We start from the raw sequence: 15,034 nt of genomic DNA, 5'->3' as shown, positions 1-15,034 counted from the left end.
GGGCTGCGGCATCGGCGAAATCCTGGGCGTCATCATCACCGTGGGCATTTTTGCCATGAGTACCGCCTGGGCCGCCGGCATCACCTTCGCCCTGGCCTACATCTTCGGCTTTGCCCTCAACCTCGGCCCCATGATGCAGGCTGGCACCCCTTTCCTTGAGGCGTTTAAGGGTGCGTTCTTCGCCGAGACCATCAGCATCACGGTGATGGAGGCCGTGGCCATTACCGTGGACCTTCACCTGGGGGGCGACGCCACCATGGGCGACGCCCTGTTCTGGGCGTCGCTGTATATTTCCCTGTCGCTGGGGCTGTTCGCTGCCTGGCCCGCCAACCTGCTGCTGATCCATTTCGGGCTCAAGGGTGGCATGGCGGACCCCCGGGACACAGAGGCGGCCGCCAGCGGCCACTGCCACTGAGCGAGCCATCAATATTAAACTTAATGAGAGTGATTTGTATTAAATAGACGGAGCCGCTAGCATGCGCCTTAAACGATGAACGATTGTTCATGCCAATTTCGCCATTCACTGATATCCGTTTGAGGCCTCCTTCATGCCAATTTCTCCCCGCCCGCTGGTCCGGGCTATCCGTCGTAGCCTTCCGGTCGCCCTGTTGGGGTTGCCGGCCGTCGTCATGGCACAGAACAACGGTGACAACCCCATCCTGCTGGAAGAACTGGTGGTGTCCGGCACTGCGCTGAAGGTGGAAGCTCCGCTGGTGGAGACGCCACGACCCGCCTCCGTGGTGGAACGGGAAGAGCTGGAGGAGCGCAATGTCCAGTCGCTGGATGAAACCTTCCGCTACCGGGCCGGTGTGCTGTCCGGCCATTACGGCGCCGACAACGACACCGACTGGTTCAAGATCCGCGGTTTCGACCAGGCCACCTATCAGGACGGCCTGCGCATCTATCGGGAAGGTTTCTACCAGTGGCTGCCGGAGCCCTTCGGCCTGGAGCGGGTGGAGCTGCTCAAGGGTCCGGCGTCCATCCTCTACGGCGAGGCGCCTCCGGGCGGGGTGATCAACGCCATCAGCAAACGGCCCACCGATACCGCCCAGGGCGTGATCGACATCCAGGCCGGCACCCACGAGCACCGCCAGCTCGGTGTGGACACCTCCGGTCCGGTGGGCGACCGGCAGGACCTCCGTTACCGTCTGGTGGGCCTGTACCGCAACAGCGAAGAGGAGCTCGACTTCACCGAGAACGAGCGCTACTACGTTGCGCCCAGCCTGACCTGGGATATCTCCGATCGCACCAGCCTGACCCTGCTGACCAGCTACCAGAAGGACGACGCCTTCCCGTACAACGGCTTCAAGCTGGCCTACGGCACCGTTCAGGGCACACCCTTCGGCAAGGTGGATCCGTCCACCAACTACAGTGAGCCCAGCTACGACACCAACGAGCGCACCCAGGCCTCCATCGGCTATGCCCTGAGCCACCAGATCAACGATACCTGGACCTTCGAGCAGGACCTGCGTTACAGCGAGCTGGATCTCTTCCTGCGCAGCAGCTTTATTTTCTTCCAGACCAGTCCCCGCGAAGGCCAGCGCGGCCTGGTCTACCGGGACGGCGAAATCGACAGCTGGACCGTGGACAACCGCCTGGTGGGCCAATGGTTCACCGAGCGCACCGAGAACACCCTGCTGGTGGGCGTCGACTACCAGGATCTGAACAACAGGGGTAAACAGAACACCGCCGGCGGTTTCACCTTCTTCGGCGGCCCTATCGATCTGTTCGACCCCCAGTACGGCAACTTCACCCCCGTCGACCCGGCCGACCTGATCGTCCAGGAGAACGACAAGCAGCAGGTGGGCCTGTACCTGCAGGACCAGCTGCGCCTGAGTGACCGCTGGGTGTTCCTCGCCGGCGCCCGTTACGATGAGGCCGACACCGACAGCATCAACCGCACTGCCGGCACCCGTCAGGAAACCGATGTGGAGGAGCTGTCCCTGTCCGGCGGCATCATGTACCTGGCCCCCAACGGCTTCTCGCCCTACCTGTCCTACACCGAGTCCTTCCAGCCTCTCGTCGGGACCGATGGCAACGGCAACCAGTTCGAGCCCCTTGAGGGCCAGCAGCTGGAGCTGGGGGTGAAGATCGCGCCCCGGGATCTGGACGGTTACATCACCGCGGCGGTCTACCGCATCGAGGAGGACAACTCCCTGGGCACCAGCCAGGGTGGTTTCCAGATCCAGGACCGGGAGCGCACCACCGAGGGCTTCGAGCTCGAAAGCGTCAGCTATCTGACCGACCAGCTCGAGCTGACCGCCGCCTACACGTACAACAGCGCCAAGATCCGCGAGAAAGCCACACCCGACAGCGAGCGCCAGGCACCGCTGATTCCCCGCCACCAGGCCTCCGCCTGGCTGGACTACCGCTTCACCGACCTGGCCCCCGGCCTGAAAGTGGGCGCCGGCGCCCGCTTCGTGGGTGAGAGTGAGGACGGCGCCACCGAGGTCCCCTCGTTCACCGTGTTCGACCTGATGGCCCAGTACGCCCTGACGCCGGAATGGCAGGCCCAGCTCAACGTTACCAACGTCGCCGACCGGGAGTACGTGGCCAGCTGCGACTACTGGTGTTACTACGGCGCGGCCCGCAGCGTGGTCGGGAGCGTGTCCTACCGCTGGTAACCGGCCCTGGAGATCCTTCTCATCCGTCCCCAACGTAGACATAACGACTATGTTTATATTGGAAGTGGATGAGGAGGATTGTTTATGGGTGAGAAGCCAGGCCTGTTGAAGGATGCACAGTCGCGGATGGCAGGGATTTACGACCGCCTAGAGGTGGACGAGGATGTCCGCCGCCAGCTCCAGCAGCCCAGTCGCATCCACGAGGCCGCCATCCCAGTCCGCATGGACGACGGCAGCCTGCGGGTCTTCAACGGCTGGCGCATCCAGTACGACCAGAGCCGGGGCCCCGGCAAGGGCGGCATCCGTTTCCATCCGGATGTGGACGCCGACGAAGTGGCCACCCTGAGCTTCTGGATGGTCCTCAAGTGCGCGGTGGTCAACCTGCCCTTCGGCGGTGCCAAGGGCGGTGTCCAGGTGGATCCGAAATCCCTGTCCCGGCTGGAGCTGGAGCGGCTGTCCAGAGGCTACATCCGCGCCTTCTACGACGTCATCGGGCCGGACCGGGACATCCCGGCACCGGATGTGAACACCAACGAAACCGTCATGGGCTGGATGGCGGATGAATACGCCGAAATCACCCGCATGAAAGTGCCCGCCATCATCACCGGCAAACCGCCGGGCATGGGCGGTTCGGCCGGCCGCGCCGCTGCCACCGGCCGCGGTGCGCTCTATGTGCTGGACGCATGGGCCGAACGCAAGGGCAAGAACCCGGAGGACCTGACCATCGCCGTCCAGGGCTTTGGTAACGCCGGCTATCATTTCGCCCGCCTGGCCCAGGAGTCCGGCTACCGCATTGTGGCACTGTCCGATTCCCAGGGCGCGATCCACGCCGACCAGGGGCTGGACCCGGAGCCCATCTGGCGCCACAAGAACGAAACCCGCGAACTCAAGGGCATGGTCTACTGCGAGTCCTCGGTCTGCACCGAGAACGATGTGGACCAGATCAGCAAGGACGACCTGCTGGCCCTGGATGTGGACGTACTGGTGCTGGCCGCCCTTGAGAACGCCATCACCGCCGACAACGTCGACAAGGTGCGAGCCGGCGCCATCCTGGAGATCGCCAACGGCCCGGTGACTTCCGAGGCCGACAAGCACCTGAACGAAAAGAACATCACCGTGCTGCCGGATGTCCTGGCCAACGCCGGCGGCGTGATTGTCAGCTATCTGGAATGGGTCCAGAACCGCACCGGTGACTACTGGTCCGAGAGCTACATCAACGAGCGCCTGGCGGACCAGCTGGTGGGCCAGGCCCAGCTGTGCTTTGACCGGGCCGAAGAGGAAAAGGTGGACTACCGCGTTGCCGCCTACCTGCAAAGCGTGGAGCGCATCGCCTCTGCGCTGGCGAGCCGCGGTACCCAGCGCTATTTCAACGGCGATTAAAACGGTGCAGTAACGGCTTTCCCAGTTTGAGGCCGTTGCTGTTTGCTTTTTATTTCACATGCGGAGTAAATTTAATCCACATGTGAAATAAAAAGCGGGATCATGGACCAGCGACTCTTTTACCTCCTCAATATGGCGCGCCACCGGGTGTTCCAGCACGCTGAGCAGCGCAGCGAGAATGCCCTCGGGGTCACCGTGACCCAACTCGGCGCCCTGATGATGATTGCCGGCAACGAAGGCTGCCTGCTCAAGGATCTGGCCGAAGGCCTCGGTCTCAACAATTCCGCCCTTACCGGCCTGGCCAACCGCATGGAGCAGAAAGACCTGGTCCAGCGCCGGCCCTGTGAACACGATGGCCGCGCCTCCCGGCTCTTCCTGACCGAGCACGGCCGCAGCAAGATCGAGGGCGCCCGCCCGCTGATCCAGGAGCTGAACGCCAGTATGACCGAAGGCTTCAGCGCCAGCGAAACCCGGGTCATCCTGCGCTTCCTCAATCATCTCGCCAACGACTTCTGAGTGATGGAGCCCACCATGAGTGCCCAGGAAAAACTGCCCCGCAACCTCGACCCGAAAGACACCGACCGGCTGGACGTCGAGCTCACCACGCCAGGCGGGCATCGCATCAGCCTTCATCTGTTTGAAGGCGACCGGCCCCGTGCCGTCGTGCTTGTCGCCGGCGCCATGGGCGTGGTGCAGAACTGCTACGAGAAGTTTGCCCGCTTCCTGCTGGAGCAGGGCTTTGCGGTGATCACTTTTGACTACTTCGGCACCGGCGCTTCCAGCCAGGGCCATCTGAAGGACTGCCCGGTCCGGGTGACCGACTGGGGTCAGGAAGATGGCCGGGCGGTGATCGACTTCGCCCGCGAGCGCTACCCGGACCTGGCGCTCAAGTGGATTGGCCACAGTGTGGGGGGCCAACTGCTTGGCATGACACCCAACGTGAATGACCTGGACAGCGCCATCACGGTTGCCTGTGGCAGCGGCTACTGGCGGGAGAACTCACCACCCACCAAGCGCATTGCCTGGCTGCTCTGGTACCTTGTGGCGCCGGTCAGCGTCCGCGTGCTGGGTTACTTCCCCGGCAAACGCCTCAACATGGTGGGGGATCTGCCGCCCAACGTCATCCGACAGTGGCGTCGCTGGTGTCTGCATCGGGACTACGCGGTGGGTGTCGAGGGAGTCGCGCTGGAAGAGGGCTTCAACCGGGTGCGGGTGCCCATCACCGCCATCGCCTTCACCGATGACGAAATGATGTCCCGGCGCAACACCGAGTCCATCCACAGCTTCTTTGGCAAGGCCCCGGTCACTATCCAGTGGATCGATCCGGAGGCTATTGGCGAGGACAAGGTCGGGCACCTGGGCTGGTTCCGCGAGCGGTATCGGGAATCGGTCTGGCGCGGGCTATTGCTGCCGGCGCTGAAAAAGTCCCACTGACCAACCGGTCGATTGGCGCGCCATTAATCCTGGTGGCGCCTCAGCGGGGCTTGTACTGGGTCGGGCAGTAACCCCGACTGACGCCCGGGTCCCGCAGTTTCTGGTGTTTGGTCTTGCGGCCGGACACCCGGCACCGCCAGAGCCGGAAACTGCCGGGTTTGAGGACACGGCGCATCAGCTTGATCACATCCGCCTCCGACAGGCCGTAGAGTGTCTCGATGGCCTCGAAGGGTGTGCGATCCTCCCAGGCCATCTCAACGATTCGGGACTCATCCGCTGTGTTCATACTTCACTCGCGCCTGCTGAAGCCGTCTGAATGGGACAGCCCCGATGGCGGCAACGCCGCCGGGGCAACAGCCGCCAGGGAGCAGCGCAACGCTAGGCATCGTCAACGCTGTGCTCCGCCAGCCGCGCCCGGATCTCATCCGGAATGGGCACCGACTTCTGGCTGCTGTAATCATAGTGGATCAGCACCGCCACGCCCCGGGCAATCTGCTGGCCGCCCTGAAAGGCCTGCTGGATGACCCGGCACGAGGAGTTGCCGATACGGCCGATACCGGTCCTGATTTCCACGGTCTGGTCCCAGTAACTCTGCGCCATCAGGTCGATTTCCACCCGCGCCAGGATCAGGGGCCAGGTTTTCACATCCAGCGAGGGGTGGAAAATCTGGAACACCGGCGTGCGGCCTTCCTCGAACCAGACCGGCAGGGCCGTGTTACTGATGTGCCCGAGGGCGTCGGTATCACTGAACCGGGGCTCCAGCTGGTAATGGAACATGCAGACTCTCCTGTGTGGAACAAACAGATGCGCGCCTTTTAGCGGCGCGACAGACCATCCAGGAAACGAACCACCACGTTCGCCAGCTCCTCGCCCTGGTCCTCCTGGAGGAAGTGGCCACCATCACGAATGGTGACGTGCTCAAGTCCCTGGGCGCCGGGAATGTACTTCTGGAAATACTTCTCCACCCCCGCGGTCACCGGGTCCTTGTCGCTGAACGCAGTCAGGAACGGTTTCTGCCACTGGCTGAGTACCTGCCAGGCCTTGCGGTTGGGCTCGGCAGCCGGATCGTCCGGGCTGGCCGGCACCAGCATCGGGAACTGGCGGGCGCCTTCCTTGTAGCTCTCATCCGGAAAAGGGGCGTTGTAGGCGTCAATCACGTCCTGAGACAGGGGCGTCACCGTGCCGCCCTTGATCACCCCGGCGATGTGGAATTCCGGAGTCTCCTGGGAGAACTGGCGCCACTTGTAGAAGGCCTGGCCCAGATCCTTGTCGCCGGTGGGCAGAAAGGTATTCGCCGCCACCACCGAGGCGAACCGGTCCGGATTCTCCGCCACCAGGCGCAGCCCCAGCAGGCCACCCCAGTCCTGGCAGACCAGGTGTATGCCGGTCAGCCCAAGCTGGTCCAGAAAGGACTGCACCCAACCCACATGGCGGGCATAGGTGTAATCCTTACGGTCCGCCGGCTTGTCGGAACGGCCAAAGCCGATCAAGTCCGGCGCCACGGCCCGGTAACCGGCCGCGGTAATGATCGGGATCATCTTGCGGTAGAGGTAACACCAGGACGGCTCGCCGTGCATCAACAGCACCACGGGGGCGTCCCTGGGACCCTCGTCCAGGTAATGCATACGCAGCTCGCCGCCCTCGAAATCGTCCACCTGCAGGTAGTGGGGCTGGTAGTCAAAACCGGCAATCGACTGGAAACGGCTTTCCGGGGTTCGCAGAGCTTTCATGATGGTCCTCGGCCTTATTGTTGGAAACGGAACGGCCCCGCGGACGTCGGGGCGAGAAAACAAGTGTATCAATTACCGGATTGGAACAGGATGCCTGCGTTGACGCGATGCCCATACGGGCCTTTAAGCCAGAGCCCGGTCACGCCATCTGGATGACGGCGACCGAGGCGGCGATGAACAGCATCTGGGCTGCGCCCCACCAGGCCAGCACCACGCTGGGTTTATGGCCTCGGGCCACGGTCTGCACCACAAACTTGCGATAGAGCACAGCGATGGCAATGACCGCGCCAAGAAACGCGACAAACCACTGCACAAGACCCAGACCGCTGATCAGAACCGCCGTCACCACGTACAGCGGTGCACTGGCAATGCCCGCAACCCAGGACTTCTCAACAGTGATGGCTGGCAAAATGGACTCCTCGCTTGAAATGTTCCGGACTCACCGCCTTCCCACGAACCTGGATATGTGGTCAGGGCATTGGTGTTAGCTGCCTTTAATCTCATACCAACTGGCCTCGGAGGCAGCGTGGGCATGATACGGGTTGCTCACCTGCAAGTCAGTGTCCAGGGTACCCATGTGCAGCCGTTTAACAACGGATGGCTCCTCCCGCCTGCTGAAAAGTGGGCTGCCACACTCCGAGCAGACAACCCGTTATTTGCCCGCCGGGGCCTGAGATTCCTCGAGACAGGAGAACGGGTTCAGCCCGATCTTCTGTCGCGACAAATCGGGTGCCTGCGCGGTGAACCTCCACCCCATGTGCAAATCTACAATAGCCTTACCCCAGGGACCGCATTGCATTGGGAGAACCTCGTGCCAGACTGATCTACACTGAAATCGATTCTGGGCTAGTCTATTGGTTCCAACATTCGTCCGGCAAAGGAGCATTCACATGCAGGCCATCCGTCGTTATCTGAGCCAGGTATCCATTCTGATGATCATCACCATGAGTATGCTCGTGATTGGGTCATCCTCAGCAACGGCAGGGTTGGTAGGTACAGCCGACGTGCTGACGGAGCAGCATGCCGATGTGGACCGCCAGGCGCTTATGTCGATGCTTGAACGCCAGGAGGTTAAAGAGGCTCTGGCTAGCATGGGTGTTGACGAGGCGGAGGTGGAAAACCGCGTTCAGAGCTTGACACCCGCTGAGCTGGCCGAGTTCAACCAGCAGTTGGCGGAGGCGCCGGTGGGCCAGGACGTTGTTGGCATTATTGTTCTATTCCTGCTGGTTTTCATTGTCACCGACATGTTGTGCGCCACCAATATCTTCAGCTTTATCAACTGTATACGATAAATCTTGCAGTTCCTTAGACACTCCGGTGCCCCTGGACTGGGGGCGCTGCTGGCACTGATCCTGACCGGCTGCGCCAGCATGCCACCCTGGCCTGGCAACACCGGCAGCGAGCAGCCTGTTTTTCTCGAGGAGGTGCCCTTCTACGCGCAGGAACGCTATCAATGCGGGCCGGCCGCCCTGGCCAGCATGCTCAACAGCCAGGGGCGGAACACGGATCCTGCTGAGCTGGTAGACCAGGTCTACCTCCCGGAGCGTAGGGGCAGCCTGAAGGTGGAGCTGGTGGCGGCCGCCCGGCGCTACGGACTGATTGTCTATCCTCTTGACGGCCAGCTCGCGGCAATCCTGGCGGAAGTATCGGCAGGACATCCCGTGCTGGTCATGCAAAACCTCGGATTCGACTGGTTTCCGCAATGGCATTTCGCGGTGGTGGTGGGGTTCGATGCCCGTCAGCAGAGCCTCATCCTTCATACCGATACCCGCGAGGCCAGCAACCAGCCAGCGGCATTGTTCCAGCGCACCTGGAGCCGGGCTGATCGATGGGCCGCTGTGATGCTGCCTCCTACCGTACTACCGGCAACTGCCGAACCGCTGAGGTATCTGACGGCCGCCAGCGTGCTGGAGCTGACTGGCAATCTGGAGCCGGCCTCGGCTGCATACCGGACGGCGCTTCGGACTTGGCCTGACCAGCCCGCCGCAAGACTCGGCCTTGGTAACATTGCCTACCAACGGGGGGATTGGCAGATGGCCGCGGCTCATTACGCGGAGACCGTGAAACGCTTCCCCAGTCTGTCCGCAGGCTGGAACAACCTTGCCCACGCCCTCGCCAAGGCAGGCTGCAGCGAGGCTGCCAATCGCGCCCTGGCCTGCGCCAACAAAATCGGGTCCAAAGACTTTCCCGACGACCTGACACCTTCGCAAGGCCGATCTGTGTCAGCCTGCCCTGCTTTCACCTGCCCGGAGATACCCTGATCGGAGACCACGGAGACCCGATTCATTGCCGGCCAGATTATCGAAGGGGGGACAAACTCTGTCCTGATTTCCAGCGCAATCCCCAAGTTTGTTGAAAAGACGCTATCGGCATGTTTCATTTCGATGACCTCAAAAATAAAGGAAAACCAAATGAGTCTAAATAAATGCCAAAAAGCCATGCTGACCGCCACGGCCCTCACCTTGTCGCTGGCCGCCTCGCCTCTTCCGGCAGCCGATGCCGGCGACAACGGAAAAGAGCGTGCAAAAATGCTGGAGGAAAAACGCTCGAATCAGGCGCGCCAGCAGGGCGAGGCCATGAAGGGCAAAGGTCAGGAGCGAGCCGAAAAGGCCAAGGAAAAGGGCAAGGACAAGTCAGCACAGCAGCAGGAACGCGAGCTTGAGCGCGCCGACACTGGCCGCGAACGGGCCGAGGAAGATGCCGAGGACAGACGCGAGCAGGCGAAAGAGCATGCTGAGCGCGAGCGGGAGCAGGCAGAGAAAAGAGCTGAGCGCCAACGGGAGCAGGCCAACGAGAGAGCCGAGCGTAGCGAGAAATCCATGCCCGAGCAGGCCAATCCCGGTGAACGCGGCAGCGAACAGGGCATCGAGAAGAAACGCGAGAATGCCAAAGCCTGGTGGAACTTCTGGGAGTGATAAGCTTCTGTAAGCAAGGGACACCGGACAACATTCGATGGATTTCAATCGCCGGCCACTGACATTGCGCCCCCACAAGCTGCCTTTCCGGCGACACCTCACCCGGGCCGCGGTTGCCCTGATCTATCGGGAAGGTGACGACGGTCATCCGGAACTGCTGTTTATCCAGCGGGCCCGTCGGGAGGGCGACCCCTGGTCCGGCGACATGGCCTTCCCCGGAGGCCGGATGCAGCCCGAAGATGCCACACCCCGGGCCGCGGCGGAACGGGAGACCCTGGAGGAGACAGGTCTGGACCTCGCCCGCCACGGCCGATTCGAGGCCAGGCTCTCGGACCTGGTAACCCGACATCACAGCCGCTGGCGCCCGATGGTGGTGACACCCTATGTGTACTGCTGGCAGGGCCCGTCGGCAGTGGCCGCGAACCACGAAGTCGAACGGGTTGTTTGGATTTCCATCGACCACCTGGCCGCCAGGGAAAACCAGGGCAAATTATCCTGGCGTACCCCGATCGGCACCTTCAAGCTGCCCTGTTGCCGGTACCAGGACTGCTGCATCTGGGGTCTGAGCTACAGCATGTTGCGGGAGTTGCTGGGACGGAAGGCGATAGGCTGATTTGAGCCTCCGGCTCAGGCATTCTCCAGCCAGCCCTGAGCCACCGCGTAGTCAACCTTGGAGCGGAGCCACCGGTACACCTCGGGGTTTTCCTGCTCGATAAAGCCGTGCATCCTCAGGACCTGGCTCTTGCGAATGCCGTGGTCTTTCCAGGCGCGGCCCTGGCTGGCCAGGTTGTGGAGGAAGGGCAAAAGCCGGTCGATGACTTTCAGAAGCCTCGCCTCCCTGCTTTCCCCGGCCTCCTGCTCGTCCCACAGCTCCGGCAGGTCGCCGATGGGATTGCCCGGGTGGGAGGCCAGCTCCCCGATGTACCTGCGCTCTTCAAGATGGGCGTCGCTGCGCTGGTCACTGTACAGAAAGGTATCCCCGGCGCCGATCTCACCGAGGTCATGCAGGAGAGCCAGCCGCAACAACTTCGAAAGGTCGAAATCCTCCTGCGACTGTTCCGCGAACGCCCAGCAGGCCATTGCCAGATGCCATGAATGCTCGGCGGAGTTCTCGAGACGCTCGCCGCCGTTGATGTAGGTTCTGCGATCCACCGACTTCAGTGCATCCAGCTGGAGCAGAAATTCCGCTATCCGATCGAGTCTTTCAGTCATGGGTTGTTCCTTTCCGGGAATGCCTGAGCGACCACCTTTGGATTTTCGCTCAGGGGGCCACCGCTGTGTTCCGACCCGCTGCCTCTGTTGACCTCAACCTGCGCTGGCCAATGACCGCGTTCTCGATAATGCCCAGGCGGTCCTGGCCCCAGAACCGCAGCTCGCCATAACGAAAACTGGGGACGCCCCAGCAACCCAGGGCGAACATCTCGTCCAGATTGTGCTGGGCCCACTCGCGCCAGCTGTCGTCCTGCAGATGCGGCCTGGCCTCGACCCAGCTCAGCCCCGCCCGCTCGACGATCCGCTTCAGGCCGCTGTCGCTCTCGGCACGGATGCCCTCGGCATTGACCGCCCGGCCGAAGCTGAGCAGGAAATCCTCCAGCTTGCCGTGAGCGCGTGCGTATTCCACCAGGGCGTAGCAGCGCTCCACCGCCGGCCCGAGGGGGTCGGCAACGAAACCGTAAGGCATACCGAGTTTCTCGGCCTCGCGCTTGGTGTCTAGAAAAATATACATCTTCTTGGTGGTGGGCACGTTCATGCCCCGCATCATCATCGGCAGCACGGGTCTGATCTCAAGCGGCAGCTGGTGTTGCCGGGCGAGCCGGACCGCCCGCTCCAGACCGATGTAGGAATAGGGGCTGCGGGCCGACCAGTAAATCACCAGCGGCGTCTCGGGCTCTGCCGTGGGAGGCGTGCTGGTGGTGCAGAAGTCCCGGTAGGTGCGGTCGAAACGCACAGAGTCGGTCTCAGCGAAGGCCGCACCCTCCTCGATCAGCCGGCGCTCGAGATGATCCAGCCGGTCCAGGCCCCAGTACCATTCGCCGCCGTAGTGAATGGTGGCGCTGAGGTAATGCCCCTCGCGGGCCAGACCAGATTCGTTGGCGACAAGCCGGGCCTGGACCATGGCGTCCTGGTAGTCGGGGGCGTCTGCCGGAGCCGACGGCTGCTCCGCCCAGAGGCAGGCGAAAATCTCCTCCGCCCGGGTCAGGTAATCGTCCTCGGACTCGGCGGCGACCAGGGCCGCGGTCGCCCCTTCCACCAGTGCTTCGTCCAGGTTGCAGGACGGTGGCGGGAAATCCAGGCCATAGAGCCCGGCCAGGTGCCGCGCATCGTACACGGCGTTCTCACGCCACATCTCGGGGCGGGGGTACATCTCATCCGGCAGGCGCCGCACGGTATAAAAGTCCGCCACAACGTCGAAGCGGCCGAGGAATTCCCGCAACACCTGAATCAGGAGGTAGCTGTAGGGGTCGTCCACCTTCAGGAAAATACTCAGCCGACGCGGTTCGCCCAATGCGCGACGCCTGGCCTGGTGCACACCGCGTTTGGCCCTTCGTAATCCAGGGCTCGAAAGGGCCCGCGCTACGTAGGGCATCAGGGCTTTTCTGGCACTCATCAGAAGTCTCCGGCGGGTTCGGTTCTTGTATTAGCGAGGCAGGTTAGCATAACGCCGGCCGGGCCAGGCGCTGTTTCTGGGCATGGGCGTCAGGAAAGAGGCACTCCCACGGACCATGAACAGGCCCCGGAGCCCCCGTTTTCTTAATTAAGCCAGATCCTTGTCCGCACTCACCTGGTTGGTAAGGTCTCCCGATCGGAAATAGCCGAGGATATTGTCCACGGTGGTTGCAGCGATGTTTTCCAGGGCCTCGCGGGTCAGAAACGCCTGATGGGAGGTGATCAGCACGTTGGGAAAGGTCAGCAGGCGCGCCAGGGTGTCGTCCTGCAACACCTGGTTGGAAAGGTCCTCACGAAAAACACCCTCCTCCTCTTCATAGACATCCAGGCCAGCGGCCCCGATATCCCCCTTTTTCAGGGACTGGATCAGAGCCCGAGCATCGATCAGTGCACCGCGCCCGGTGTTGATGAGCATCGCGCGCGTTTTCATTTTCGCCAGCGCCTGTTCATCGATCAGATGCCTTGTCTCAGGTGTCAGAGGCACATGAAGGCTGACAATATCCGCCTGAGCAATGACCGTCTCGAAATCCACATAGTCGAGCCAGCCCTCTTTAACCAGCGCCTCGGATTTTTCCTTCGAAAACGCGATCACGTTGCAACCGAAGCCGTGGGCGATCCGGGCCATCTGCTCACCGATCTTGCCGGTGCCGATAATGCCAAAGGTTTTCCCGTGGAGGTCGAACCCTTCCAGGCCCTCCAGGGAGAAGTTAAGGTCCCTCACTCGGTTATGGGCCTTATGAATCTTGCGGTTCAGACACAGGATCAGCGCCATGGCGTGTTCCGCCACGGCGTGGGGTGAGTAGGCTGGCACCCGCACCACGGGGATGCCATGGCGGTCGGCGGCGCGAAGGTCCACGTTATTGAAGCCGGCGCTGCGCAGGGCAATCAACCGGACCCCGGCATCGGCGAGAATCTCGATGGCGTCGGCGTCGACAGTGTCCTCGGAAAAACAGCAGACCGCGTCGTGGCCCTCCGCCAGAGCGGCCGTTTTTTTGCTCATCCGGGTTTCGTGGAAAGTCATCGAAAGATGCTCGTCAGCATGCCGCTCGAACCGGGGCCGTTCAAAGTCATGGGTGCTGAACATGGCGACCTTGGGGGGTTCTTTCACAGCTTCCTCCTTGATGCATAACGCTGGCGCAACGGGCCGATTTGTGGAGTACCAGCGGAAAAAAACAGTCCTGTTGATGCGCTGGTTCAATGGGTTGAGTGCGCACTCAGATGCGCATAACATCCCAGTTTAGACAGTTGGTGTCGGACGGAGGCCACTATGACAACATTGTATGACCCTAATGCTCCCAAAAAGGCAGCCAACCTTTCTGTTAACAGTGACTTGTTGGCGAAAACCCGTGCCCTCAACATCAACCTTTCAGCAACACTCGAGCAAGCACTGAAAGAACAGCTTGCCAAACGTGAAGCGGAACGTTGGGCCGAAGAGAACCAAGCTGCAATCCAGGCCTATAACGACTTTGTCGACACCCACGGCTGTTTTGGCGACGAATTCCGGGAGTTTTGATGCCTCAGTTTGACGTCTACCCAAACCCTAGCCGCCAAACAAAAGCCTTCTATCCTTACCTGCTTGATATCCAAAGTGACCATCTTGCTGAGCTGGCGACCAGAATTATTATACCGCTTGGCAAAAAGAGCTCTTTCGGCGGTCAGGCGATGAAAGGACTGACTCCTGAGATTACTTTTGATGACGAAGCCCTTCTGATAATGACGCCCCAAATAGCCTCGATCCCGGTAAAGCAACTCAAAGATCCAATTGGAACCCTTTCCCACTTCAGAGACCAAATCGTCGGGGCTTTGGATTTTGCGGTCATGGGCATTTAACGCCCAGGCTTTGCGGCGTGCCGGAGCGCCAGCGCAGGCACCTCCGACAACAGCCATTGGTTAAGCTGCCTCGAAGTCCAGGGGATGGATTCCATCCAGGTTGACCGTGTGGCGGGCCACCCATAGATCGTACATATCTTGCATCGCCAACCAACTCTCAGGAGAACGTCCGAGAACCTTGGATAGCCGAAGCGACATTTCCGGGCTAATACCGCTATCCCCTTTGAGCAGCCGAGACAAAGTGGAGGGAGAGACCCCCAGACTGGAGGCAAGCTGACGGGAACTGATACCGAAAGGCTCCAGGTACACCTCGCGAATGAATTCACCAGGATGCGGCGGATTATGCATAGACATTAGTGATAATCCTCATAATCAAGAATGTAGGCGTTGCCGTCCTGAAATTCGAACGTCATGCGCCAATTTCCGTTAACACGAATCGACCACCGCCCTTTGT

At 61.5% G+C, this 15,034-nt stretch carries 20 protein-coding genes; 11 read left to right on the top strand and 9 right to left on the bottom strand.

What is annotated here, in order from left to right; translation table 11 throughout:
* The 5 genes from R3280_RS12655 to R3280_RS12635 form a co-directional block, all read left to right on the top strand.
* On the top strand, positions 1 to 415 hold a 415-nt coding region (locus R3280_RS12655; RefSeq protein WP_318998970.1), incomplete at its 5' end, for a DUF4396 domain-containing protein.
* Positions 416 to 629: 214 nt separating this feature from the next.
* Positions 630 to 2,624, top strand: a complete 1,995-nt coding sequence (locus R3280_RS12650) for a TonB-dependent siderophore receptor (RefSeq protein WP_318998969.1) — start codon at positions 630 to 632, stop codon at positions 2,622 to 2,624.
* 126 nt (positions 2,625 to 2,750) lie between these two features.
* Complete coding sequence (locus R3280_RS12645) at positions 2,751 to 4,004, top strand: Glu/Leu/Phe/Val dehydrogenase (RefSeq protein ID WP_318998968.1); 1,254 nt, start codon at positions 2,751 to 2,753, stop codon at positions 4,002 to 4,004.
* Positions 4,005 to 4,106: 102 nt separating this feature from the next.
* Positions 4,107 to 4,520 carry a MarR family transcriptional regulator gene (locus tag R3280_RS12640; RefSeq protein WP_318998967.1) on the top strand — a complete coding sequence of 138 codons (414 nt, stop codon included), beginning with the start codon at positions 4,107 to 4,109 and terminating at the stop codon, positions 4,518 to 4,520.
* A gap of 15 nt (positions 4,521 to 4,535) precedes the next feature.
* The gene (locus tag R3280_RS12635) at positions 4,536 to 5,438 is read left to right on the top strand and encodes an alpha/beta fold hydrolase (RefSeq protein WP_318998966.1); all 903 of its coding nucleotides are present in this window, start codon (positions 4,536 to 4,538) and stop codon (positions 5,436 to 5,438) included.
* A gap of 40 nt (positions 5,439 to 5,478) precedes the next feature.
* Here R3280_RS12635 and R3280_RS12630 read toward each other — a convergent pair whose 3' ends face one another.
* From R3280_RS12630 to R3280_RS12615, 4 genes are all read right to left on the bottom strand, one after another.
* A complete protein-coding gene (locus tag R3280_RS12630; RefSeq protein ID WP_318998965.1) occupies positions 5,479 to 5,724 on the bottom strand; it encodes a TIGR03643 family protein in 246 nt (81 codons plus the stop codon).
* A 92-nt stretch (positions 5,725 to 5,816) separates the two neighbouring features.
* Positions 5,817 to 6,215, bottom strand: a complete 399-nt coding sequence (locus tag R3280_RS12625; RefSeq protein WP_318998964.1) for a thioesterase family protein — start codon at positions 6,213 to 6,215, stop codon at positions 5,817 to 5,819.
* Between the two features lie 38 nt (positions 6,216 to 6,253).
* Positions 6,254 to 7,168, bottom strand: a complete 915-nt coding sequence (locus tag R3280_RS12620; RefSeq protein WP_318998963.1) for a haloalkane dehalogenase — start codon at positions 7,166 to 7,168, stop codon at positions 6,254 to 6,256.
* Positions 7,169 to 7,307: 139 nt separating this feature from the next.
* The gene (locus R3280_RS12615) at positions 7,308 to 7,577 is read right to left on the bottom strand and encodes a hypothetical protein (protein ID WP_318998962.1); all 270 of its coding nucleotides are present in this window, start codon (positions 7,575 to 7,577) and stop codon (positions 7,308 to 7,310) included.
* Positions 7,578 to 8,058: 481 nt separating this feature from the next.
* Between R3280_RS12615 and R3280_RS12610 the strand changes: the two genes are divergently transcribed.
* The 4 genes from R3280_RS12610 to R3280_RS12595 all read left to right on the top strand — a co-directional run bounded on the left by R3280_RS12610 (position 8,059) and on the right by R3280_RS12595 (position 10,696).
* Positions 8,059 to 8,460, top strand: coding sequence for a PA2779 family protein (locus tag R3280_RS12610; RefSeq protein ID WP_318998961.1), 402 nt, complete (start codon positions 8,059 to 8,061; stop codon positions 8,458 to 8,460).
* A gap of 3 nt (positions 8,461 to 8,463) precedes the next feature.
* Entirely contained in the window at positions 8,464 to 9,429 is a 966-nt protein-coding gene (locus tag R3280_RS12605) for a PA2778 family cysteine peptidase (protein ID WP_318998960.1), read from the top strand.
* A gap of 150 nt (positions 9,430 to 9,579) precedes the next feature.
* Complete coding sequence (locus tag R3280_RS12600) at positions 9,580 to 10,083, top strand: hypothetical protein (RefSeq protein WP_318998959.1); 504 nt, start codon at positions 9,580 to 9,582, stop codon at positions 10,081 to 10,083.
* A gap of 37 nt (positions 10,084 to 10,120) precedes the next feature.
* On the top strand, positions 10,121 to 10,696 hold the full coding sequence (locus R3280_RS12595; RefSeq protein ID WP_318998958.1) for a CoA pyrophosphatase: 576 nt from the start codon (positions 10,121 to 10,123) through the stop codon (positions 10,694 to 10,696).
* Positions 10,697 to 10,710: 14 nt separating this feature from the next.
* On the opposite strand, the gene R3280_RS12590 is transcribed toward R3280_RS12595, so the two are convergent.
* From R3280_RS12590 to R3280_RS12580, 3 genes are all read right to left on the bottom strand, one after another.
* Positions 10,711 to 11,295, bottom strand: a complete 585-nt coding sequence (locus R3280_RS12590; RefSeq protein ID WP_318998957.1) for an HD domain-containing protein — start codon at positions 11,293 to 11,295, stop codon at positions 10,711 to 10,713.
* Between the two features lie 49 nt (positions 11,296 to 11,344).
* Positions 11,345 to 12,589 carry a DsbA family protein gene (locus R3280_RS12585; RefSeq protein ID WP_318998956.1) on the bottom strand — a complete coding sequence of 415 codons (1,245 nt, stop codon included), beginning with the start codon at positions 12,587 to 12,589 and terminating at the stop codon, positions 11,345 to 11,347.
* A 249-nt stretch (positions 12,590 to 12,838) separates the two neighbouring features.
* Positions 12,839 to 13,834: a 2-hydroxyacid dehydrogenase gene (locus tag R3280_RS12580; RefSeq protein WP_413468777.1), complete on the bottom strand. Its 996-nt coding sequence runs from the start codon at positions 13,832 to 13,834 to the stop codon at positions 12,839 to 12,841.
* Positions 13,835 to 14,017: 183 nt separating this feature from the next.
* Between R3280_RS12580 and R3280_RS12575 the strand changes: the two genes are divergently transcribed.
* Together R3280_RS12575 and R3280_RS12570 are read left to right on the top strand one after the other, a co-directional pair.
* Positions 14,018 to 14,263, top strand: coding sequence for a type II toxin-antitoxin system CcdA family antitoxin (locus tag R3280_RS12575; protein ID WP_318998954.1), 246 nt, complete (start codon positions 14,018 to 14,020; stop codon positions 14,261 to 14,263).
* Positions 14,263 to 14,580: a CcdB family protein gene (locus R3280_RS12570; protein WP_318998953.1), complete on the top strand. Its 318-nt coding sequence runs from the start codon at positions 14,263 to 14,265 to the stop codon at positions 14,578 to 14,580. The genes R3280_RS12575 and R3280_RS12570 overlap by 1 nt, the downstream gene beginning before the upstream one ends.
* 60 nt (positions 14,581 to 14,640) lie before the next feature.
* Here R3280_RS12570 and R3280_RS12565 read toward each other — a convergent pair whose 3' ends face one another.
* Complete coding sequence (locus R3280_RS12565; protein WP_138436108.1) at positions 14,641 to 14,934, bottom strand: HigA family addiction module antitoxin; 294 nt, start codon at positions 14,932 to 14,934, stop codon at positions 14,641 to 14,643.
* Positions 14,934 to 14,993: a hypothetical protein gene (locus tag R3280_RS12560; protein ID WP_318945207.1), complete on the bottom strand. Its 60-nt coding sequence runs from the start codon at positions 14,991 to 14,993 to the stop codon at positions 14,934 to 14,936. The genes R3280_RS12565 and R3280_RS12560 overlap by 1 nt, the downstream gene beginning before the upstream one ends.
* Positions 14,994 to 15,034 lie beyond the last annotated feature (41 nt).

This window comes from Marinobacter sp., assembly GCF_033722195.1.
Lineage (GTDB): Bacteria > Pseudomonadota > Gammaproteobacteria > Pseudomonadales > Oleiphilaceae > Marinobacter.
This window is presented reverse-complemented; position numbering and strand designations above follow the sequence as displayed.